The sequence below is a fragment of the Candidatus Poriferisodalis sp. genome (assembly GCF_965215815.1).
Classification (GTDB): Bacteria; Actinomycetota; Acidimicrobiia; order Acidimicrobiales; family Poriferisodalaceae; genus Poriferisodalis.
The window spans coordinates 19153-38577 of the sequence record NZ_CBDCEO010000013.1 but is presented as its reverse complement, the minus strand read 5'-3'; the positions used below and the strand labels follow the sequence as shown (position 1 = coordinate 38577).

The window sequence follows — 19425 nt, the reverse complement described above, 5'->3', positions numbered from 1 at the left end:
GACGGGCATACTCGACCTGGTCGGGCAAAAGGCGGCTCTGGACTCAACCAGGAAGGGCCGCGCATTCTTCAGGAGGGCAATCCCATGCACACCCTCACCCTGTCTCCATTGCACCCCGTGTTCGCTGCTGAAGTCCAAGGGATTGATCTGCGGCAACCAACTGATGCAGATTTAGCAGCCGAGATAGAGGCTGCCATGGATGAGTTCGCTGTTCTGGTCTTCCGCGATCAAGTCCTGGATGAATCCCAGCAGATGGCGTTTACCCGCGCGCTCGGTCCCGTTGATATGGGGCTGCTCAAGGTGTTGCAGCGGCGGAGTCGATTCAAAGAGGCCGGAATGATCGACATCTCCAACGTTGATCTCGAAAGCCAAATCCTCGCGCGGGACGATCCTCGCCTGATTACTATGCTTGCCAATCAGCTCTGGCACAGCGACAGCTCGTTCAAGCAACCATCCGCTAAGTATTCGCTCTTGTTGGCTTGTATCCTCCCCGAACAAGGAGGCGAAACCGAGTTCGCTGATATGCGCGCGGCCTACGCTGCGCTGCCGGACGATGTCACGGCTGAGATCGAGGGGCTTATAGCCGAACACTCCGCCTTTCATTCGCGTGTCCGGCTCGGTGATCAGCAATACACGCCGGAAGATCTGGCCAAGTATCCGAGCGTGGAATGGCCTGTCGTCCGGCTCCATCCGGGCTCCCGGCGGAAGACGCTCTTTATCGGGGCGCATGCCGCTCGCATTCTGGAACGGCCCGTCCCGGAAGGGCGGCTCTTACTCGCCGATCTTTTAGAGCATGCGACGCAACGTCAATTTGTGTATCGCCATACCTGGCGTCCGGGCGATTTGGTGATCTGGGACAACCGGGCTGTGCTGCATCGCGGCCGCCGTTACGATCTTTCCCAGCGGCGTGAGTTGCGCCGCAGCACGGTCGAAGACGTACGGGTGTGAACGCTATAGTCCGAACCCACAGTAGGTAGTGCGATGCGACTCGGATTAGTCACCGGATACTCAGGCCCGAAGATGCAACACACCATGGAGGTGATCCTTGAAGCCGAACGCCTCGGGTTCGACTCGGTCTGGACCGGTGAGGCCTGGGGATCGGATGTCGTTTCTTTTCTGGCCTTTGTTGGCGCGCAGCAAGAATTTCTATAACAGCTATATACGGAACTTTGGGTATGCGGATCTGGCGACATCACTACAAGATTTGTATCTCTCGGGCCGGAAGGCAGAAGCGCAAGAGGCCGTGCCCGATGAGCTGGTTGATGCCGTCGCCCTGGTCGGTCCCAAAGAACGCATTGCCGAGCAACTCACGCGCTGGAAGGCGTCGCCCGTTACGACCATGATTATTGGCACGAATCAGGTTGAAGCCCTGCGCGTCCTGGCGGAGTTGTGTCTATAAGTGTTGAATGCGTAGGAGAGAAGCTATGCGGATTGGGATTTCACTGCCGGTAAGAGAACTTCAGGGAGATTTAGGAGCGATCAAGGCATTTGCCCAGACTGCCGACGAGTTGGGCTACACCCATTTGCGCGTCCCGGATCAGGTTCTCCGGCCCGATAGCGGCTATGTGCATGAGCCGCTGACGCTGCTGGTCTATGTTGCGGCCATCACGCAGAAGATCGAGTTGGTGCCTTCGGTTATAGTTCTGCCTTCGCGCCAGACCGTGCTGGTCGCCAAGCAGGCCGCGGAGCTGGACGTGCTGTCCGGCGGCCGCTTGCGTCTCGGGATAGGCGTCGGTCCCAGCGCTGAGGAATACCGCGCATTAGGTGCGGACTTTCATACGCGGGGGGCTCGCTGCGAAGAGCAGATGGCCCTCCTCAAGCAGCTTTGGACGCAGCCCACGGTGGACTTTGACGGACGTTGGGACACGGTGTCCGGGGCCGGTCTGAATCCGCTGCCGGTCCAAAGGCCGATCCCGCTCTGGATAGGCGCGCAGAGTGTGCCCATCCCGCGCATTCGGCGTCGGGTCGGACGCCTGGCCGATGGTTGGTTTGTGCTGTGTACACCGGAAGAGTTCCCGGCCATACAGGCCGATATTCTGCGCGCCGCCGAAACGGTCGGACGCCGTCCGCAGGATATCGGTACCGAAGCCGGCGTGGCTGTGGTCGGCCCCCGAGAAGCGGAATGGCGCGACCGCGTGTCCGGGTGGCGACGGGCCGGCCTGAGCCACCTGTGCTTACGCACACTCGGGGGCGGTCTGGATGCGCAGGGTCATCTGGACACCATGCAGCGCGTGTACGCTGAGGTGCCCAGAGACTGAGCTGTCGATTCCGCTAGGCTGCGTCCTTGGGTCCAAAGGAATCGGTCGTGATCCGGCGCGACTTGAACTTCCACTCGCCGTCAACCTTGGCGTACTCGTCGTTATACCAGCCCTTCATTTCCCACTTTTTGCCCTCTCGGTTCATGTGGACTTCCACATAACACGTCCCCGTGGCCTGATCCGGTCCACCCAGTTCGATGACGTGGTTATGGATGAAGGGCCGAGGCTGCATCGCCAGGCCACCCTGGATCATGGTGCGCAGGCCGGCGCGGCCCTGTGCGCCCGGCAGGCTGGGGTCGTCGGTCGAGAACGAGCCGTCTGCGGTAAAGAGATTGACGTATCCGTCCAAGTCCTGTTGCCACACACAGTGACAATACTGCAAAGGCAGGTTGCGAATCGCCTCGCGGTCTATCATGTCCTGCATCTGCGCCTCAATACTCTTGTCTGCCATGTTGTCCTCCTTTTTTATTCCTTCCTTTTTTGGGAGAGGGGCAGGGCTTTTTCATCCCTCCGGCAGAAACGATGGACTGCCCGTCTTTGCCGTCTGCCCTCCATCGGCCACAAACGCCGCGCCCGTCACAAACGAGGCCAAGTCGGAGGCCAGGAACAAAATAACGTTGGCCATTTCTTCCGGCGTACCAAGTCGGCCCAGCGGAATAGCCGCCTTGAATCGCGCCGCAAATCCCGGCTGTTCCAACATAGACGCATTCAGCGGAGTATCGATGACGCCTGGGCAAATGCAATTCGCCCGAATGCCGTGGCGGGCATACTCAACGGCAACCACCCGGGTGAGATTGATCACGCCGGCCTTGGCGGCATTATACGCGGCAATGCCGTAATCGGCCCGCAGACCCGAAATGGAGGCGGTGTTGACGATGGCCCCACCGCCGTTCTGGCGCATGACCGGAATCGCCTTCTTCATGGCGTGAAAGACCGACGACAGACCCAGGTCTATCGTATTGTCCCAGACGCGATCTTCCAGGTCGGCTGTGCGGGCCATGACCGTACTGTCAGGCCGGGCCGCGGGCAGTCCAAAGGCATTATTATGCAGAAAATCGAGTCGGCCAAAGGCATCCGTCGTGGTCGCAATCATCCGGTCGAGGTCGGCCTGTTGGGTCACATCGGCGATAACCGCAGTGGCCCTTCCGCCCGCTGCCGTGATCTCGGCAACCACCGCGTTGGCGTTCTCGGCGTTGATGTCCGCGACCGCAACCGCACCGCCACGCTGGGCAAATCCCAGTGCGGTGGCGCGGCCAATGCCCGAGGCCGCACCCGTCACCAAGCCGACTTTACCGCTAAAATCCATGTGTGTTTCTCCTCAGCAGCCGCTACGCTAAATTAAAAATGCGCGCCCCATTATCCCAGAACATCTTGCGCTTTGACTCTTCGGGAATGGGCTGGTCGAGCATGGCTTGCACGCCCCAGGGATAGGTGCCGTCCGGGTGTGGATAGTCAGAGTCCCAGGTGAAATTATCGTCGCCGACCAGCTCGACCGCGGCTTTCATGGTGGGCTCGTCACCCCGAAAACCCACGCACACATTGCTGCGAAAATACTCCGTCGGCGGCCGGGTGAGATATTCATGTTCAGCGTTGCCGCTGAATTCCCAGTGCTGCTCCATGCGTTGCAGCCAGTACGGGGTCCAGCCGCCGTCGCCCTCAACGTGGATGACTTTGAGTTGGGGGAATTTTTCAAAGATACCGAACCAGATCAGACCGGCCATGGCCGCCATGGCCTCAAACGGATGGGATAAAATATGGCCGCTGGTATGCGTGTCCATGCGATCGCCAAACGAGGGCACCGAGGCCGAAGCCGAGTCATGGGTTGAGAGCGGGCGGCCCAGCCTTTCGATGGTTGCCCACAGCGGATGATAGTCCTCATGCCACAGGGTGCGGCCGCCGACCGGGTTGGGCCGCATATAATAACTGACGCAACCGTTTGCCGCGGCGCGTTCGGCCTCTTTGATCGCCTCCTCCGGCTCCTGCATGGGCAGGGCCGCGGCCCAGCGCAGGCGCTCGGGCGCTTCGGAGGTGTAGTCGGCGGCCCAGTTATTATAGGCCCGACAGCAGGCCGCCAGCAGTTTGGTGTCGCGGAACTCGCGGCCGAGCATCTGGCCGGTATAGGTCGGGTAGAGAATCTGGACATCCACGCCTTGCTCGTCCATGTCCATGATCCGGCTTTTGGCACTAAAGCCGGTGTCTTTGGCGCGCTCAAAGCGGTCCATGGCCTTATACGCCGCCTTCAGAAACGCCTTGGCGGCCATCGGGTATTTGCCCTTTTCGCGCGTAAACGACTCGCCTTCAACCAGAAAGGTGCGGCGTCCCGACCCTGGCGCATCACCCATCCGGGGCGCCTCGGACTTATACGCGTCTTCCATATGCCGCTCCCACAGCCAGTCCGGCTCCATCATATGAGAATCGGTATCAACAATTTTATATCCGTCACGCATGGTCAGCTCCCTCCGATTTGTGCTGCTTTTTCATCGCTGCTCAGGCTGTTGTGTGGTATCACCTCTGTCATCACGGGAGTAGGGGGCAAGTCAGCCCTTTGGGAGCCCGAGTACCCGCTCGCCGATGATGTTGTGCTGAATTTCGTTGGTCCCGGCGGCGATGGTGCCGCGCCGCGCCGCCAGCATACGATGCGACCATTTGCCGCGGTCAATCGCCCCGCTGGCCTGATATTCGAGCTGGCTATAGGGGCCCAGCAGCTCCATGGCAAAGTCCTGCATGCGCAGGTTCAGGCCGCTCGTGCCGAGCTTCATCATCGAGCCTTCCGGCCCGGGCGGCAGCCCTTTGAGCTGGCTGGTGAGCTGCCGGAAACTGGTATACTTGAGCGCGGCGGCCTCGCACGCAAAGCCGGCCAGCCTTTGCCGCACATAACTATCCTGCCAGGCCGGATGACCGCCCCGGTCGACTTTTTTTGCCAGTTCGGTGAGCTGTCTGACCTCGACCATCATGTCGGTGCGCCCGCCGTGAATCGTGCGCTCGAACATCATATTGGTCATGGCGACCATCCAGCCCCGGTTCTTCTCTCCGACGAGATTAGCCAGCGGGACCTGGACATCATCAAAAAACACCTGATTGAAGCCGCTCTCGCCGGTCATCTGGACCAGCGGCCGTACGGTGATGCCGGGGCTTTTCATATCGACCAGCAGATAGCTGAGGCCCTTATGCTTGGGCGCGTCGGGATCGGTCCGACACAGCAGGGTGGTGAAGTCGGCGCGGTGAGCGTTGGAGGTCCAGACCTTGGAACCGTTGACCAGGAAGTGGTCGCCCCGGTCAACCGCCCGCGTCTCCACCGCGGCCAGGTCAGAGCCGTGGTCGGGCTCTGATAGGCCCTGACACCAGATTTCTTCAGCCGGCGGAATCCTGGGGATATAGCGCTGCTTCTGTTCCGGCGTGCCCCACTGCATCAGCGTCGGTCCCACCCGCGCGATGCCCTGAAAATTGACCGTGGGCGGAGCCTTGGCGCGGTCGAGTTCCTGATTGTAAATGACTTGCTGGATGAGGCTGGCGCCACGTCCGCCATACTCTTGGGGCCAGTGAATACACATCCAGCCGTCGTCATATAACTGACGATGCCAGGCACGGCGACGCTCGAATTCTTCCCTGGTGTCGGGGTCGTGTAATTCCTCGTCGTCCCGCCAGTCGTGGGGGATGTTGTGTTCCAGCCAGCTTCTGCATTCCTGCCGAAAGGCTTCGTCTTCCGGGCTGAATTTGAAATCCATGCCTAGGCCCTTTCGTCCAGTTCGGCCAGTAACGCGTCCAAGTCCACCCTCCCGCGACCGGCCTGAATATTGCCCTGCGTGTCGCGGGGCCAGGTCTCGGGCGGCCGGTCAACCGACAGTTCCACCCCATTGCCGTCCGGGTCAGCCAGGTAGACGGACTCGGACACGCCGTGGTCGGAGGTATTTTGCAGGGGGTAGTCAGCCTGTTGCAGCGCCTTTACCGCCCGGGCCAGTTCCCGACGGCTGGGATAGAGAATGGCAAAGTGGTACAGCCCGGTATGTCCGGGCGGGGGCGGGCTGGCATCCGGTCCGGCCCAGGTATTCAGCGCCAGGTGGTGATGATAGCCGCCCGCGGACAGAAACACGGCCGAATCCTTGTAACGCATGGTCACCTCAAAGCCCAACAGATCGCGGTAAAAGGCCAGCGAGCGTTCCAGGTCGGTCACCGTCAGATGAATATGGCCGATGCGGGTCTGGGGGTGGACCGGCTCGGACGGCGTTGTCACTGCTTGTGCCATAGGACTCCCTCCTTACCTAGCCGTTGATAAAAGCGCCTTCGCTATCGAGTTGGGTGAGGATTTGCATCCACAGGCCCAGGGTGATGCCGCCGCCGGGAATGGCGGCAGATTGGCCGGCCTCGAACAGCTCACGCTTTGTGGCTCCATGTTCGATCGCCCGTTTGAGATGGGCCACGGCTCCTTCCTTGCGTCCCGCGAACACCAGAATACCAGTCATGACCATTTCACGGTATTTGACCGCAAGGGCCTGGCCCTCGCCGGTGCCCTTCTCGCCATAGGCTCGGAACGCCTTGGCATAGTCGGGGTCTTGCTGCTCCATCCAATCGAGAAAGGCGTACAGTTGCGGGTCGGCTTCGGCGTACGAACTCGTAGCCACTCGTGCCGCTGAGGCCGCGTCAGATGCGCTCATAAAGTATCCTCCTTTTTCTTGGGCCATAGCATCTTGAGTCGTTGGGGCCAAGAGAGAATCTTGCTTTGTACGCTCGATAGATTGAAACTAGGCTCCTATCCCCTCTCCCTCTGGGAGAGGGCTAGGGTGAGGGTCTTCCTTAGAGAGAGGGAAACACGCAAACTATACCGTGGAGACACCACCATGAAGTTCATATTCAAAAACCTCGGCCCCATACACGAAGCCGAACTGGAATTGGGCGACCTGACGATCATTGCCGGTCGGAATAACACGGGCAAGACGTATGTAGCGTATACGTTGTATGGGTTTCTGAAAATGTGGGAATTGCTATCCATCCCGCCCTCACCAGAGGTGGAAGATGGTATTGTGGAAATTGATAAAGCAGTCGTGTCGGCAGTGTTTAATTCTTCGTTAGAGGACTTTGAAGACGTGTCTGTTCAAGTCGAGGTCGTAGGGGATGACTTTACGCCTTCCCCTCTCAGGCCATTTATTCTTTCTGCTGAGCGTTTCGGTATTTCGCTCTTTTACAAGGAACTCGACTTTACAAAGAGCCGCCTAGTGGAGATTGTTCAGGAATTCGTAAAGGAAGCCGACTTTACAAAGAACCGATTGGTGCAGGCTCTTCAGGAAGTTGGAAAGGACAGAGAGAAGGACAGAGAGAAGGAGATGCAAAGCTTCTTTCCATTCCTGTTTATCGACAAAATGGCTAGTCGGTATGCGATTCCCATCAGAGACAACATTGACTACACCAGAAGCATTCCCGATTTGCAGAAGCGCCGAAGCGAAATATACGACTCTAAATTGTTTAACGATATCAGAGATATAATGGGCGGCTCTTATACGGCTTCCGGTGACGATATCCGCTTCAAGTCAAAGGCACGAAAAGACCGCAGCTTTGATATCCCTCTCCACATCGCTTCCTCTTCGGTCCGTGGATTGTCTGACTTGTATTTCTTCCTGCGCCACGTCGCTGAAAAGAATCAGCTTCTCATAATTGACGAGCCTGAAAGCCATCTTGATACGGCCAATCAGATTCAACTCGCACGCTTGTTAGCGCGAGCCGTTCACGCTGGTCTGAAGGTCCTGATTACGACCCACAGCGACTACATCGTCAAGGAAATCAACAACCTGCTCATGCTGAGCGGGTCTTTCAAGGACAAACCCAGGGTGCTGAGAAAACTCGGATACTCAGAACACGACTTCCTGAAACCCGACTCTGTTCGGGCCTATGTGGCGGAAAGCAACAGCCTAACCCGATGTACGATTAAAAAATACGGCATCGATATGCCGATCTTTGACACAACCATCGACACCATCAATCGGGTTTCCAGTGAACTTGAGTCTCGATTGACATACGAAGGGGAAGAATGAGGTGGAGCTGATTTCTCAATTGGAGACTGTTTTGAGGCCAGAATTGCTTCAAGGGTTGGGAACGGGTAATTCTCTCATCCTTGAGGAGCGTCAAAGAAACCAGGACGACACGAAAGTTAAGCTTATCGGTGTTTCATCGCCTTTTCTGGCTGTACGCATGGACAAGCTCAATCATCTGTCAGCCTTGAAGCCCGAGAGGGAGAGATGGAACCAAATTTGTGACTATTTGTTGATTGGTCAATCGAACGGCAGCGATTACGCTATTCTTGTCGAGTTAAAGACGACATTAGGGGAAAGAACTAAGGCCAAGGGTAAAGAGCAGTTACTACGCTCACTGCCTATTCTGGAATACCTGCTTTCTGTCTGTGCGGCTGAATATGGCAGCAGTGAGAAATCCAACCTGACGATACGCTATGTCCTGATTGCCGAGAAAGAACACTCCAAGATTTACAAGCGAGGGTCTCAACGTGGCCGACAAGGACAACTGCGGCAACGGCAAGAACCGTACAAGTCAATAAAGGTAGCGACCTTCGTAGAGCCAACAGTACACTTTGCTGCTTTGGCCCAGGGATGAAACCCGAGGAAGCAGTCTCTCTTCACCGCTCGTCATGCCGCTTTCCCGCCACTCCAACCAACGCCCGTGAGCATGGGCAGCGGCCACGTGTCGTTTGGTATAGCGACCGTTTTTGAAGTCCCTGATGAGGAGCTGTGCCCAGCCTTCGGGGACGCCGTCCAGAATGATGACGGAGACTGGTCGGGTTTGTGAGAATTCCGCCAGCATCCTCCACAAATCTTTGCGGGCTTCGGGCGAGAATTGGTAGAGTACCATAGATGCGTACAGACACAGGCGTGAATCCTGGGGGGCTTGGGACAACAGGTCTGGCAAGTGCGTCAGGGCGTCGCCTGTCACAACAGGGACTGGATTATCACGTGCGATGCGGGCCGCGGCTTCAATTTCCTGGTGACGCTCCAGATGTTCGGGAAAGATGAGCGCCCGCAGCCAGCGCATGGCATCCGCGTCAGTCACGTCGATAGGGTTGAGGTCGATCCCCGCGCGCCAGGCGATTCTGAGATATTCAGGCAGGGTAGGGAGGGGGACTGTTCCTCTGACCTGTGTTGAGAGCTGAACGGCTGAGTCCTTGACTCCCCACGCTATGCTTGTACCGGACGGATACTCATAGCGATGGTGATAACGGTCCCAATGCAGGTTCAGGCCGGCACTGCTGCCGATTTCAATAATCGAGAGTGGCTGATTACCTACCTCCCGCGTAAGCTGAGCAAAGACAGGCAGAAGACAGGTCGTGCGGCGGACGACGTTGGTTTGGACCAAACGGCTTGTGATGAGCCGTCCGATTGTCTGGATGTGACGCCGGACAAAGTCTTGAAACAGTGGATAGGTCTCCTGGGCGGGCGGGTGCGGCGCTTTTTCCGAAGCGACCACGTCCGGGTAGAAGTCGCGCAAGGGATGCTGGACTCCACCCAGGAGGAGATAATGCACCGCGCCGAACAGCAGGTTGGCCGACGGTTGCGAGGGCGGACAGCTTGCGGCAAGGCGCAGCATGTCGGGGTCATCCAGCACGCCCAAGGACAAGGCGTGATAGAGGGGAGAGCCGTTTTCCGGTGCCTGTTTCAGGCCGAAGTTGCGGAAGTAGGTGCGGACTTGGTCGAGGTCGCTAGCTGGCTGGGAAGACATGGCTGAGGGCTACTCTTCGGGCCTGTCGTATCGAACGGCGGGCTGAGCGGTTGCGCTGTCCGAGGCAACCGCTCAGAGCGAGACTTACCCGCCAAAATAGCTCTTGGGATTTTCGACCATCAGGGTGTGAATGGTGCCTTCGCTCACACCGGCTTTGGCCAGGGTAGGAATGATGTTTTTCAGAATATGCGAGTAATTGTTGTTTGGACAAGCTGCAACAAACTGTTCCCAGGCCTTGCTGGGTCGGCCCATCAGGCAATGGACGGCATCGTGCGAGAGCATAATCCGATCATAACCCACGGCCAGTAAACCAATCAGCGAGGCCAGGCGCATTTTATCCGGGGCAATCACATCAATGCCAAAACGGTCAAAACCAATCCACGCGCCGCGCTCCAGAACGTCAAAGTAATAGCGCATATCTCCCACACCACAGGCGTGGCCGATGAGTACGCGATTGAAATCCACGCCTTCCTCTTCAAACACGTCCAGGGTCTCGCGCCCGAACGGACCAAGCTCATCATTGTGGCATAAGATGGGCATCCCCGTAGCTTTGTGGGCTCGAGCCGCAGCACGCAGACAGGTTTCTTCGTGCGGGCCGATCGCTGTAGCGGTCTCGGTCATACCTGGAATACCGCCGGTAGCCGTTTTGATGATACCGGCTTTGATGCCCGTTTTATCAATCCCGTCCGTAATCTCCCGCACATAAATCTCGGCGATATCGTCTGCGGGCAGACTCCGGAAATGGGGCGGAATGCCGAGCGCTTCGTTGTATAAGCCGGTGGCGACTACGACGTTCAAGCCGGATTTGTCCGCGCATTCCGCGGCAAATTCCGGGTCGCGACCCAATTCCATCGGGCAGGGGTCAACAAACGAGGTGACGCCGAGCTCTTTGATCTCTTTGAGCTTTTCCACGGCGCCGGCGATTTCCTTTTTGCGGTCAAAACTGGTGTTATCCCATTCATAGCCGGGGAAGCCGACGGTTAAATGTTCGTGGATCAGGGTGAATCCCAAATCGTCAGTGGAACGGTCGCCGAGTACGGTCTGGACATTGGCCATAGGTGAATCTCCTTTCCTCTCTCCTTGTGTGTTGCTTAGTGATGGGCCGCTCCAGCCTGCTCGATAGCGTGGTCGACGTCAAGCGTCGTCACCCGCCGCAGCTCGCGGCGGTATTGCGTGTCTGCATACGGCCGGGCCCGGTGCATGGTCGCCCGGTTGTCATAGGTCACCAGGTCTCCGACGCGCCAGGAGTGGCGGTAGACAAACTCCGGTTGGGTGGCGTGTTCAATCAGGTCGAGCAGCAGCAGCCGCCCTTCGGGGATTGGCCAGTCGATGATTTTGGAGGCATGCGCCGCGATGTACAGCGACTTGCGGCCCGTGCGTGGCAGGGTGCGGACCAGCGGCTGAATCGCGCCCTTGAGGATGTCCTGTTCTTCTTCGGAAAATTCAAAACCAAGAATTTCGCGCGAGTGGGCAATCGAGTGATGCACGCGCAACCCCTCAAGCCGGGCTTTCATCTCGTCCGATAAGCGGTCATAGGCCGCTCGCATGTCAGCGTATTCCGTGTCCGCGCTGACCGGCGGGACGACTCGGGCAAACAGCATGGAGTAGCGGCCGGGCGGGTCCTGGAATGAGGCATCCGTGTGCCACAGCCGATTGCCCAGGCCGTACATGCGCTTGCGGTCGTCGGCCTGATAGACTTCCCCGCTCGCGTTGAGGTTGGAGACATCGGCCAATGCCTCGTTGCCCAGGCGGCTTTTCTGGAACGCGCTGATACCGGTCTTGGTGTGCAAGCGGCCGTCCAGGCGCTGGGCAAAGGCCAGCTGCTCCTCGTCCGTGAAGTGCTGATTGCGGAAGACGAGCAGGGCGTGCTCGTCCATGCCGGCGCGGATCTCTAGCAGCGTCTCAGGGTCAGTCGCCTGGCGCAGGTCAATGGGGCCGACCTCGGCCACGAAATGGGGATGCAATGTGCGGAACGTCAGGGTCATATGAACCGGTCTTCCCTTAAAGAAGCCTAGGACATAAATGCGTTCGCAGCTTCTTCCATCTGTGCCAGCGTCTTATCCGTGTCCAGGGTTGCCATAAATAACACCATCTCTTGGACGCCGAGTTCACCGAGTGCGGCCAGCGTATCGGGATTTTCCTGAAGGTCTTTTACATCGCCCAGCATGGAGATTGACAACTGCGAAAAATCCCGGCCACGTTCGGCCATAAGCTCTCTCAGTTGTCCCATACGTTCTCTCAAGGTTTCGAGCGGGACCGGACCGGGCTGCCAGCCGTCGCCCAGGTCGGCTACGCGCTTGAGGGCCGGCATACTCTCGCCACCAAAGATGATGGGCGGGTGAGGCTTTTGGACCGGCAGCGGCAGGGCGTACAGGGCGGGAAAGGAAAAATATTTGCCCTCAAAGCTGGCGGCCTCTTCCTGCCAGACGGCTTTCATGACCTGAAGATACTCTCTGGTGCGGCTGCCCCGTTCAGAGAACTTCTCTCCCAACGCCTCAAACTCCTCCGCCAGCCAGCCCACCCCAACGCCAAAAATATAGCGGCCATTGGTCGCCATATCGACCGTCGCCACCGCCTTGGCCACCGGGAGCGGATTGCGGTACGGGACGACGATTACGCTGGTGCCGAGTTTGATGGTTTTGGTATGAGCGCCTAGGGCTGCCAGGACGACAAAGGTATCCGGAAAGGGCAAGCGCCGAGGAAAGCTGGCTGAGCCATCGGGCGTATACGGATAGGTAGATTCAATTTTTTCCGGGATGACAACGTGGTCGCCCAACCAGGCTGAGTGATAACCGAGTTCTTCCGCCTTTACCGCCACGCGCACATAATCGTCCATGCTTGGATTCATGCCAACACCCAGAGAATAATGGATACCGAATTTCATAGCTGCCTCCTTCTTTGTCTCGCGAGATTTCTCCTGCCTGCTGCTATACCACATCCGAGCGAGTCTTGACGAGGGAGAGCGGCTCTCAAGCAGCTCCAAGATTGACAGCCCAATAACGCCCGGCATATGGTGCGGTTCGTTGCAAATACAAGATTTTTGCGAGACTTTGTCTGAGGAGGTTTGTATGGATATCGGAAAAGTAGGGGTATGGTTCTTTCTGGACGGTATGACGGCTCCGCAGAGCGCCCAATTTGCCCAGACGGTTGAGCAGGCCGGCTATAAGACGCTGTGGATACCCGAAGCGGTCGGGCGTGAGCCGTTTGCGCATGCTGCGTATCTGCTGAACAATACCGAGAAGTTGTCTATCGCGACCGGGATTGCCAATATCTGGGCGCGTGACGCCTATACCATGGCCGCGGCAACGAATACGGTGGCCGAGCTGTCCGGCGGTCGGTTCGTGCTCGGCATTGGTGTCAGTCACAAGCCGATTGTGTCCAACCTGCGTGGTCACGACTACAACAAGCCGTATAGCTATATGAAGGAATACCTGCCGAAACTGAAAGATGTCTTTTACCAGGCGCCGAAACCCAAAGAGCCGGCCCCCATCGTGATTGCGGCTCTGCATCCCAAGATGCTTGCGTTGTCCGCAGAACAGGCCCAAGGAACGCACACCTATTTCGTGCCGCCGGAACATACAGCCAAGGTGCGCGAGCAGATCGGCCCCGACGCCTGGATCTGCGCCGCCCAAGCCGTAATCCTTGAAAAAGACGCGACCAAGGCCCGCGCCGCCGCACGGCAGTATATGAAGACCTATGTCCCCCGCCTGCCCAATTACACCAACAACCTGAAAAACCTGGGCTGGCAGGACGCGGACTTTGAGGACGGTTGCAGCGATGCCCTGGTGGACGCCATCGTTGCCTGGGGCAGCGAAGAGCAGATTCAGGACCGTATCGACGCCCATCTCAAAGCCGGCGCCACGCATGTCTGCTTTCTGCCGGTCAAGGCAGACGACGAATCCTTACCCGATATGCGCGCGGTTGAGGCGTTTGCGCCCGGTGTGTAGGTCGAACAGGAAGCGCAGGAGCGGCCGGTCGCAACGTGGCGCCGGTCGCTCTTTCATAGACTCGTCATGACCCGTTCAGTCAGTGTTGCCTTTCAGACGGATAAGCCCCTCTCGGCCTACGGGCCGCTGGCTCAAATCGTTGAAGACTTCGGTTTTGCCGGCGTGAGTGTCTATAATGACATGCTGTATCAGCCGGTCTGGCTGCCGCTGCTGGAAATCGCGCGACACACGAGCCGCGTCCGTATCGGCCCCGCGGCAGTCAATCCGTTTACCTGTCACCCGCTCAATATTGTGGGCAATATCGCTCTTATTGATGAAGCCTCACAGGGGCGGGCCTATTTGGGCTTGGCACGCGGGGCCTGGCTGGATTTTGTGGGCCTGCACCCCCAGCGACCCATCACCGCACTCCGGGAGGCGTTTGGTTGCATTCGGCATCTGCTTAGCCAATCGACCCAACCCTATCGGGGAGAGGTGTTTTCCTTAGCCGGCGGCGAGGCTCTGCGCTGGAAGATACACCGGTCAGAGCTTCCTTTTCTGTTGGGAACGTGGGGGCAGAAGACGCTTGCGGCGTGTATTGAAGAGATTGCGGAGGTTAAACTCGGCGGGACAACGAACCCGACCGCAGTGTCTCAGATGCGCGCTGCCATAGCCAAGGGTGCTGGGCAGGCCCGCCGGCAGGCTGACGAAATTGGCTTAGTGGTTGGAGCGGTCACAGTGGTTGATACGGACGGCAAAGCCGCCCGCGCTCTCGCCCGGCGAGAAGCCGCGCTCTATCTGCCGGTTATCGCCGCGCTGGACCACAGCTTAGCCATTGAGCCCGAGTTATTGGCCCGACTTAAGGAAGCGACCGACGCCTACGATTTTGAGCAAGCCGGAAGCTATATCTCTGACGATTTACTCCAGCGTCTGGCTTTTGCCGGAACACCGGACCAAGTAGCCAATCAAGCCACGGCGCTGTTTGAAGCCGGCGCCCGACGGGTCGAGTTCGGCACCCCCCACGGCCTCACAACCGCAGAGGGTCTACGTTTATTGGGCGAGCGAGTGCTACCGGCGCTGCGAGAGTATGTTGATGAAAGCTGACGACACTTATAGAGGGCATCAGATTTACTTTTCTTAGCATCCAGAGTGGCTTTCTGGGCATTGTAAATAAGAATTCTTTGCTGAATAATTGAGCCGAAATGAGAACTTGCTCTGATAAGTACCTGACAATTGTTTATCCTCCATGATCTATATTCTGAGCTACTTTGTAGAATTTTAGCTTATGGCCGCGAGTAATGAAAAAATAAGTGCTCCCCGCAGCTTAACGCCACTGTGGGTGATTTCATTATTTGTATCGCTCTCAGAAGCAACACTTGGCGTGGCTGCGACTCAAACGGCTGGGGCCATTCAGATAACACTTACGATTTTTGTCGTCCTTTTCCCCGTTCTGATCGCTGCAGGGTTTTTCGCGGTGCTTTGGTGGAAGCCGTATGCCTTCTACCCTCCGAGTGAATACGGTAGACATGTGGGTGTGGACCAGTACATTCAAGCAATGAGCGGGGCTTCTCATCCGATCGTGAAGGAAACGAAGGACATGCAGGCTGAAGACGTGGAAACCTTTGGTAACCCAGATCGCCTCACACTTTTGTTCAAGGCCAAAGGTCCGACGTGGATTCGGAGCACAAAGGCGATGGAAGTACAGGGAGGCTGCGTCGTTCAATTTTCAACGAAATCTCTTATGTCAGATGGCTCATGGAATCTCGCCGAAGCCGCAACCTATGTACCGGGTATTGCTATCCAAAACGAGACTGAAGGCGAAGGGAGATTCCTAGCGCCACTCAACAATGATGCACAATAAGCAAACGATATTCATATCTTATTCTTGGGCTGACGCGACCTTCGCTCAGTGTGTCCGAAACATGGTACAGGCTGCTGGTCTCCGGCCTTGGATAGATTTTGAAAGACTGGACTTGGAACAACCCCTTGAGCCACAGTTGAGCCGAGCGATTTCGTCCACTGATTGGATGATCTTGTTAGATTCGTCTAGCGCAAGATCGTCTCAGTGGGTGCAACTAGAATTGGAGTTGGCAAACCAAATGAAGAAACCGATAGTACAGTTGCCGATAGAGCCATCAAATTGCTCGCTTCACCTCTGCAAAATTGCCAAACTCCCGTCTCCAAAATCATCCCAGCCGGTTACGAGTCCGAGCTGAGTATTTTTGATCCGACACTCTACCCACCACCGTAACGTCAGGTAGGCAGGCAGGTGGCTGTCGTTCTTGACGCACGATATTATGTCAATTAAATGTCGTGCATGAAGACAATCGCCTCACGAATGTTAACCGCAGCGCCAGGGAAGGTGTGGGCGGAACTTGAACGGGAAGGGGCGCTGGTGGTCACCAAAGACGGGGTCCCCTGCAGCATCATGATTCCCACCAGTGACGCCACACTATTTGAGGATATCGGCGAAATCGTGTTTGCCCGTGCCCGCCGGGCAGTGCGCGCGATGCGGACACGATCCTCCCAAAACGACGCGGAGGCCGTCACGCCCGCAGACCTAGAGCGAGAGATCAGAGCCGCACGACGGGCACGGAAAAAAAGAGTACGGCGTGGCTGAGGCTCCTGTCTGGGTGCTGGATACAAACGTCCTTGTGTCGGGCCTCCTCTCGCCTCTTGGGCCACCGGGTCGCCTCGTTGATATGCTCTTGGCGCGTCGGTTGCGGCTTGCGTTTGACGACCGTATTGAGTTGGAATACCGGGAGGTCTTAGCCCGACCACGGCTTGGCATAGCACGAGCTTGGCAGGATGCCTTTTTTGCTATCTTGCAATTCCAGGAACATGTCACCGCGCTGCCCTGGCCGCACCGGGCCCCGCCTGACGCGGATGACTCGGTATTCCTGGAGGTTGCCCTCCGGGCACCCCTGCGAACGCTGGTGAGCGGCAACCTGAAACATTTCCCGCCGAACTGCCGCGGGCCGGTGACTGTCCGGTCGCCACGTATCGCCTGGGAGCATTTCCGGCGTCTACCCTCCGCATAACGAAACAACGGGGCGGCTCAGCCCGCGCGCTGGAACACCAGTTCCGGCACCACCACCTCCCACTCCTCTAGTGGGCGGGCAGGTGCTGCTGGCGCTACGCGGGTATGTTGATGAAGGCTGAAGATCGATTCTTCATATTACAAAGTGCCAGAAAGGAGTCTTTCCACTAACTGGTAGAAATCTGTACTCGAATTGCGATCGGCAATATCGGGCTTTTCCTTGTGATCAATTTCAACAACCATTTTTGCATTCGTTACCGCAGCTTGAGTGCGGGTTGCCAACCTCTGATACACCTTGTCATCACTCTTATCATAAGGCTGTCTGAAAGCTGCACTCCACTCCTTATCCAACTCTACAATTACCGCGTTACAATTTCTGAATGACCGTGATGTTCTTCTGAAGTGGGCCAAGAGCCAAACTTCGAAAGCCGGATTAGACAGATAGAGGGTGATATCGTTATGGGCCGCTTCTTGGCGAGATGTTGCAAGGTCTTCTTTTGCCTCAATAGTTTCCAGCGATTCGGTGTCAAGCACACAGAGGACGACATCCATTTCTCTGCGTTGCGCCTTCTGATTGATTGCCCGTTCGATAATTTGGCTCCGCGACCCACCCCTCCCAGGGACTACGGTAATTGCGAATGCCTTACTGATAGTCTCTTCGCGTTTAAGACCGTCAAGATAATTTCTTTCAGTTTCTTGGCCCTCGCAGACGATCAAAATAGTCTTCTTAAGTTTTCTCTTTTGAGCTGTACGCCTTATCCTGTTTCGCATCATTCTGCATTAGGAAATATTGATTCGTTTAGAGATCCTCAAAGAAGGGACCAAAGTTTGGAACAGCTCCGTATCTCCCGGCTAAATAATTCTTTTCAAAAGCCGTGTCTTTTCGTGGTCGAGAGTCAGCGCCAAAATCGTATAAGGAAAATAACTCAGTAGACCCATTTGCGCGTTTTTCTGTCAGCCAAATCTGGTCTCTCCGCAATAGTGTCTGGTCCATGACGGAACTGTCATGAGTTGTAAAAATCAACTGAGCACCATTCGTATTTTCTTCTGGACTTTGAAACAACTCGACAACTTTTCGTGTCAGTAGTGGGTGCATGCTACAGTCGATCTCGTCGATCACAAGCAGATCCCCATCTGATAAAGCCGATAAAATAGGTCCCGCTAAGGCAAAGAAACGCTGAGTTCCATTCGATTCATCTTCCTCTAAGCTGAAAGGTATTTGGGTCTCTCCGTCATTGAGTGAGTGTTCTGTAGTAATCGAGAAGCGTACCACCTTTTCACTACTTACTAGCTTCTGAAGATTGACAAACACCTCACGCAATTCATGCAATTCTTTAGGAGCATCGTCGGGAACGCTTTGCATCCACTCTCCTTCCTTTACTGACAGGCTATCTATTCCGAAGTCGGCCTCTCGTATGAACCGAATGACCCGATTTAGGAACTCTTCATCCTCATTCATTCTCTCTGCGGTGAGCTGCCTAAGGCCCGTCGGTGGATCTGAAAGGTCAAAACTCCAAAACATTTTGCGAAACCAGAGATATAGGGGGGTCACCGCCTCAATGTTCAGCTCTGCCGCTCGCGACAGTACGAGACCGTTGTCACGCGTTTTCTCTTTAAGCAGGCATGCCTCCCTCTTAAGTGGCCCTCGAAAAGCCCATGATGTGACTCCACTGGCCTTATCACGTGACCTTTGTAACCATTTTGAGCTTCGTTTCCCTTGTGGTTGAACAAAGAGCCATTCATCATGCACCTGTTCCTTTGTCGCGGAGAATCCGTAGACAAAAATATCGCCTTCTATGAGTAGGGTAATCTCGAATCGGGAGGGCTCCTGTACGGTTGAGGTGTCTAGCCGGAACGGAGAAACGAATTTAATCCTATCGCCTAGGTTCATCTGAGTAGCCGAAACCAAGATAAGGTCTCTCATCGCCTTCATTGCCTTCACGAGGTTGCTTTTCCCAGAAGCATTTGCCCCGTAGATTGATGCGACTTTGGACAATCGGAATTTTCCCCCACAGTTAATGAGCGAATCGAGGTGGGCACCGTCCTTGCCTGCTACGAGTGAAAGCGTTTGTTCCTCGCGGAATGATCGATAATTCTGAACACTGAATTGAATTAACATTGTAGACCACCCCTACTCGTGCAGGATCATTGAACTGCATGATTTAATATAAGCGTAATTCATACAGTTTTTCTGCATGAAAGCCCATATTACAGTATTTGAAGGCTGGCGAAAGGGTATTTTCTACAAAATTGAAGACAAGAAGTCTTCTTCGAAGTGCTGCTGGAGGGGATTCCCCCTTAGAAGCCGGCGACGCCGTCGTCCAGTTGCACCCCAAAGGAATTCAGCGCCATGGACACCATATTGTACTGTCCGACGGTGGAGACGACGTCCATGAGTTGCTGGGTCGTATAGCGCTCACTCAGGGCCGCCCAAGTGGCGTCGCAAACAAAGAGTGCGGCGTGGCTGAGGTCCCTGTCTGGGTGCTGG

23 protein-coding genes are annotated in these 19425 nt (G+C 56.4%); 11 read left to right on the top strand and 12 right to left on the bottom strand.

Going from position 1 to position 19425, the window contains the following annotated elements:
• Positions 1-84 precede the first annotated feature (84 nt).
• The 4 genes from ACOOHB_RS10155 to ACOOHB_RS10140 are packed head-to-tail and all read left to right on the top strand — an operon-like array spanning position 85 to position 2258.
• A complete protein-coding gene (locus ACOOHB_RS10155) occupies positions 85-948 on the top strand; it encodes a TauD/TfdA dioxygenase family protein (RefSeq protein WP_420444731.1) in 864 nt (287 codons plus the stop codon).
• A gap of 33 nt (positions 949-981) precedes the next feature.
• On the top strand, positions 982-1152 hold the full coding sequence (locus ACOOHB_RS10150) for an LLM class flavin-dependent oxidoreductase (protein WP_420444730.1): 171 nt from the start codon (positions 982-984) through the stop codon (positions 1150-1152).
• Entirely contained in the window at positions 1103-1399 is a 297-nt protein-coding gene (locus ACOOHB_RS10145; RefSeq protein ID WP_420444729.1) for an LLM class flavin-dependent oxidoreductase, read from the top strand. Before ACOOHB_RS10150 ends, ACOOHB_RS10145 begins: the two co-directional genes overlap by 50 nt.
• Before the next feature lie 25 nt (positions 1400-1424).
• Positions 1425-2258: an LLM class F420-dependent oxidoreductase gene (locus tag ACOOHB_RS10140; protein WP_420444728.1), complete on the top strand. Its 834-nt coding sequence runs from the start codon at positions 1425-1427 to the stop codon at positions 2256-2258.
• Positions 2259-2271: 13 nt separating this feature from the next.
• On the opposite strand, the gene ACOOHB_RS10135 is transcribed toward ACOOHB_RS10140, so the two are convergent.
• The 6 genes from ACOOHB_RS10135 to ACOOHB_RS10110 form a co-directional block, all read right to left on the bottom strand.
• The gene (locus ACOOHB_RS10135) at positions 2272-2709 is read right to left on the bottom strand and encodes a nuclear transport factor 2 family protein (RefSeq protein WP_420444727.1); all 438 of its coding nucleotides are present in this window, start codon (positions 2707-2709) and stop codon (positions 2272-2274) included.
• 51 nt (positions 2710-2760) lie between these two features.
• Complete coding sequence (locus ACOOHB_RS10130; protein ID WP_420444726.1) at positions 2761-3564, bottom strand: SDR family NAD(P)-dependent oxidoreductase; 804 nt, start codon at positions 3562-3564, stop codon at positions 2761-2763.
• A gap of 22 nt (positions 3565-3586) precedes the next feature.
• Positions 3587-4705, bottom strand: coding sequence for an amidohydrolase family protein (locus ACOOHB_RS10125; RefSeq protein WP_420444725.1), 1119 nt, complete (start codon positions 4703-4705; stop codon positions 3587-3589).
• Between the two features lie 90 nt (positions 4706-4795).
• A complete protein-coding gene (locus ACOOHB_RS10120; protein WP_420444724.1) occupies positions 4796-5983 on the bottom strand; it encodes an acyl-CoA dehydrogenase family protein in 1188 nt (395 codons plus the stop codon).
• Positions 5984-5985: 2 nt separating this feature from the next.
• Positions 5986-6501 (bottom strand): VOC family protein, encoded by a 516-nt coding sequence (locus ACOOHB_RS10115; RefSeq protein WP_420444723.1) that lies wholly within the window; start codon positions 6499-6501, stop codon positions 5986-5988.
• 16 nt (positions 6502-6517) lie between these two features.
• Positions 6518-6910: a carboxymuconolactone decarboxylase family protein gene (locus ACOOHB_RS10110; RefSeq protein ID WP_420444722.1), complete on the bottom strand. Its 393-nt coding sequence runs from the start codon at positions 6908-6910 to the stop codon at positions 6518-6520.
• 81 nt (positions 6911-6991) lie between these two features.
• On the opposite strand from ACOOHB_RS10110, the gene ACOOHB_RS10105 reads away from it, so the two are divergent.
• Positions 6992-8281 (top strand): AAA family ATPase, encoded by a 1290-nt coding sequence (locus ACOOHB_RS10105; RefSeq protein WP_420444721.1) that lies wholly within the window; start codon positions 6992-6994, stop codon positions 8279-8281.
• A 1-nt stretch (position 8282) separates the two neighbouring features.
• Positions 8283-8855: a hypothetical protein gene (locus ACOOHB_RS10100; protein WP_420444720.1), complete on the top strand. Its 573-nt coding sequence runs from the start codon at positions 8283-8285 to the stop codon at positions 8853-8855.
• On the opposite strand, the gene ACOOHB_RS10095 is transcribed toward ACOOHB_RS10100, so the two are convergent.
• The 4 genes from ACOOHB_RS10095 to ACOOHB_RS10080 form a co-directional block, all read right to left on the bottom strand.
• On the bottom strand, positions 8793-9974 hold the full coding sequence (locus tag ACOOHB_RS10095) for a DUF2332 domain-containing protein (RefSeq protein ID WP_420444719.1): 1182 nt from the start codon (positions 9972-9974) through the stop codon (positions 8793-8795). The genes ACOOHB_RS10100 and ACOOHB_RS10095 overlap by 63 nt on opposite strands.
• An 84-nt stretch (positions 9975-10058) precedes the next feature.
• Entirely contained in the window at positions 10059-11030 is a 972-nt protein-coding gene (locus ACOOHB_RS10090; protein ID WP_420444718.1) for a phosphotriesterase family protein, read from the bottom strand.
• 35 nt (positions 11031-11065) lie between these two features.
• On the bottom strand, positions 11066-11959 hold the full coding sequence (locus ACOOHB_RS10085) for a TauD/TfdA dioxygenase family protein (protein WP_420444717.1): 894 nt from the start codon (positions 11957-11959) through the stop codon (positions 11066-11068).
• A 26-nt stretch (positions 11960-11985) separates the two neighbouring features.
• Positions 11986-12858, bottom strand: a complete 873-nt coding sequence (locus tag ACOOHB_RS10080) for an LLM class F420-dependent oxidoreductase (protein WP_420444716.1) — start codon at positions 12856-12858, stop codon at positions 11986-11988.
• Between the two features lie 184 nt (positions 12859-13042).
• Between ACOOHB_RS10080 and ACOOHB_RS10075 the strand changes: the two genes are divergently transcribed.
• The 5 genes from ACOOHB_RS10075 (at position 13043) to ACOOHB_RS10055 (ending at position 16938) form a co-directional block, all read left to right on the top strand.
• On the top strand, positions 13043-13921 hold the full coding sequence (locus tag ACOOHB_RS10075) for a TIGR03620 family F420-dependent LLM class oxidoreductase (RefSeq protein WP_420444715.1): 879 nt from the start codon (positions 13043-13045) through the stop codon (positions 13919-13921).
• A gap of 66 nt (positions 13922-13987) precedes the next feature.
• Positions 13988-15001 carry an LLM class flavin-dependent oxidoreductase gene (locus tag ACOOHB_RS10070; RefSeq protein ID WP_420444714.1) on the top strand — a complete coding sequence of 338 codons (1014 nt, stop codon included), beginning with the start codon at positions 13988-13990 and terminating at the stop codon, positions 14999-15001.
• 181 nt (positions 15002-15182) lie between these two features.
• Positions 15183-15758, top strand: a complete 576-nt coding sequence (locus ACOOHB_RS10065) for a hypothetical protein (RefSeq protein WP_420444713.1) — start codon at positions 15183-15185, stop codon at positions 15756-15758.
• Entirely contained in the window at positions 15745-16113 is a 369-nt protein-coding gene (locus ACOOHB_RS10060) for a toll/interleukin-1 receptor domain-containing protein (protein ID WP_420444712.1), read from the top strand. The genes ACOOHB_RS10065 and ACOOHB_RS10060 overlap by 14 nt, the downstream gene beginning before the upstream one ends.
• Before the next feature lie 396 nt (positions 16114-16509).
• The gene (locus ACOOHB_RS10055; protein WP_420444711.1) at positions 16510-16938 is read left to right on the top strand and encodes a putative toxin-antitoxin system toxin component, PIN family; all 429 of its coding nucleotides are present in this window, start codon (positions 16510-16512) and stop codon (positions 16936-16938) included.
• A gap of 137 nt (positions 16939-17075) precedes the next feature.
• On the opposite strand, the gene ACOOHB_RS10050 is transcribed toward ACOOHB_RS10055, so the two are convergent.
• A complete protein-coding gene (locus ACOOHB_RS10050) occupies positions 17076-17708 on the bottom strand; it encodes an RloB family protein (protein ID WP_420444710.1) in 633 nt (210 codons plus the stop codon).
• Between the two features lie 28 nt (positions 17709-17736).
• Entirely contained in the window at positions 17737-19056 is a 1320-nt protein-coding gene (locus ACOOHB_RS10045) for an AAA family ATPase (RefSeq protein WP_420444709.1), read from the bottom strand.
• Between the last annotated feature and the right edge of the window lie 369 nt (positions 19057-19425).

Excerpts from the sequence above, each read along its gene's own strand:
- ACOOHB_RS10155 (WP_420444731.1), top strand. The coding sequence starts at position 85 with ATGCACACCCTCACCCTGTCTCCATTGCACCCCGTGTTCGCTGCTGAA.
- ACOOHB_RS10150 (WP_420444730.1), top strand. The coding sequence starts at position 982 with ATGCGACTCGGATTAGTCACCGGATACTCAGGCCCGAAGATGCAACAC.
- ACOOHB_RS10145 (WP_420444729.1), top strand. The coding sequence starts at position 1,103 with ATGTCGTTTCTTTTCTGGCCTTTGTTGGCGCGCAGCAAGAATTTCTAT.
- ACOOHB_RS10140 (WP_420444728.1), top strand. The coding sequence starts at position 1,425 with ATGCGGATTGGGATTTCACTGCCGGTAAGAGAACTTCAGGGAGATTTA.
- ACOOHB_RS10135 (WP_420444727.1), bottom strand. The coding sequence starts at position 2,709 with ATGGCAGACAAGAGTATTGAGGCGCAGATGCAGGACATGATAGACCGC.
- ACOOHB_RS10130 (WP_420444726.1), bottom strand. The coding sequence starts at position 3,564 with ATGGATTTTAGCGGTAAAGTCGGCTTGGTGACGGGTGCGGCCTCGGGC.
- ACOOHB_RS10125 (WP_420444725.1), bottom strand. The coding sequence starts at position 4,705 with ATGCGTGACGGATATAAAATTGTTGATACCGATTCTCATATGATGGAG.
- ACOOHB_RS10120 (WP_420444724.1), bottom strand. The coding sequence starts at position 5,983 with ATGGATTTCAAATTCAGCCCGGAAGACGAAGCCTTTCGGCAGGAATGC.
- ACOOHB_RS10115 (WP_420444723.1), bottom strand. The coding sequence starts at position 6,501 with ATGGCACAAGCAGTGACAACGCCGTCCGAGCCGGTCCACCCCCAGACC.
- ACOOHB_RS10110 (WP_420444722.1), bottom strand. The coding sequence starts at position 6,910 with ATGAGCGCATCTGACGCGGCCTCAGCGGCACGAGTGGCTACGAGTTCG.
- ACOOHB_RS10095 (WP_420444719.1), bottom strand. The coding sequence starts at position 9,974 with ATGTCTTCCCAGCCAGCTAGCGACCTCGACCAAGTCCGCACCTACTTC.
- ACOOHB_RS10090 (WP_420444718.1), bottom strand. The coding sequence starts at position 11,030 with ATGGCCAATGTCCAGACCGTACTCGGCGACCGTTCCACTGACGATTTG.
- ACOOHB_RS10085 (WP_420444717.1), bottom strand. The coding sequence starts at position 11,959 with ATGACCCTGACGTTCCGCACATTGCATCCCCATTTCGTGGCCGAGGTC.
- ACOOHB_RS10080 (WP_420444716.1), bottom strand. The coding sequence starts at position 12,858 with ATGAAATTCGGTATCCATTATTCTCTGGGTGTTGGCATGAATCCAAGC.
- ACOOHB_RS10075 (WP_420444715.1), top strand. The coding sequence starts at position 13,043 with ATGGATATCGGAAAAGTAGGGGTATGGTTCTTTCTGGACGGTATGACG.
- ACOOHB_RS10070 (WP_420444714.1), top strand. The coding sequence starts at position 13,988 with ATGACCCGTTCAGTCAGTGTTGCCTTTCAGACGGATAAGCCCCTCTCG.
- ACOOHB_RS10065 (WP_420444713.1), top strand. The coding sequence starts at position 15,183 with ATGGCCGCGAGTAATGAAAAAATAAGTGCTCCCCGCAGCTTAACGCCA.
- ACOOHB_RS10060 (WP_420444712.1), top strand. The coding sequence starts at position 15,745 with ATGATGCACAATAAGCAAACGATATTCATATCTTATTCTTGGGCTGAC.
- ACOOHB_RS10050 (WP_420444710.1), bottom strand. The coding sequence starts at position 17,708 with ATGCGAAACAGGATAAGGCGTACAGCTCAAAAGAGAAAACTTAAGAAG.
- ACOOHB_RS10045 (WP_420444709.1), bottom strand. The coding sequence starts at position 19,056 with ATGTTAATTCAATTCAGTGTTCAGAATTATCGATCATTCCGCGAGGAA.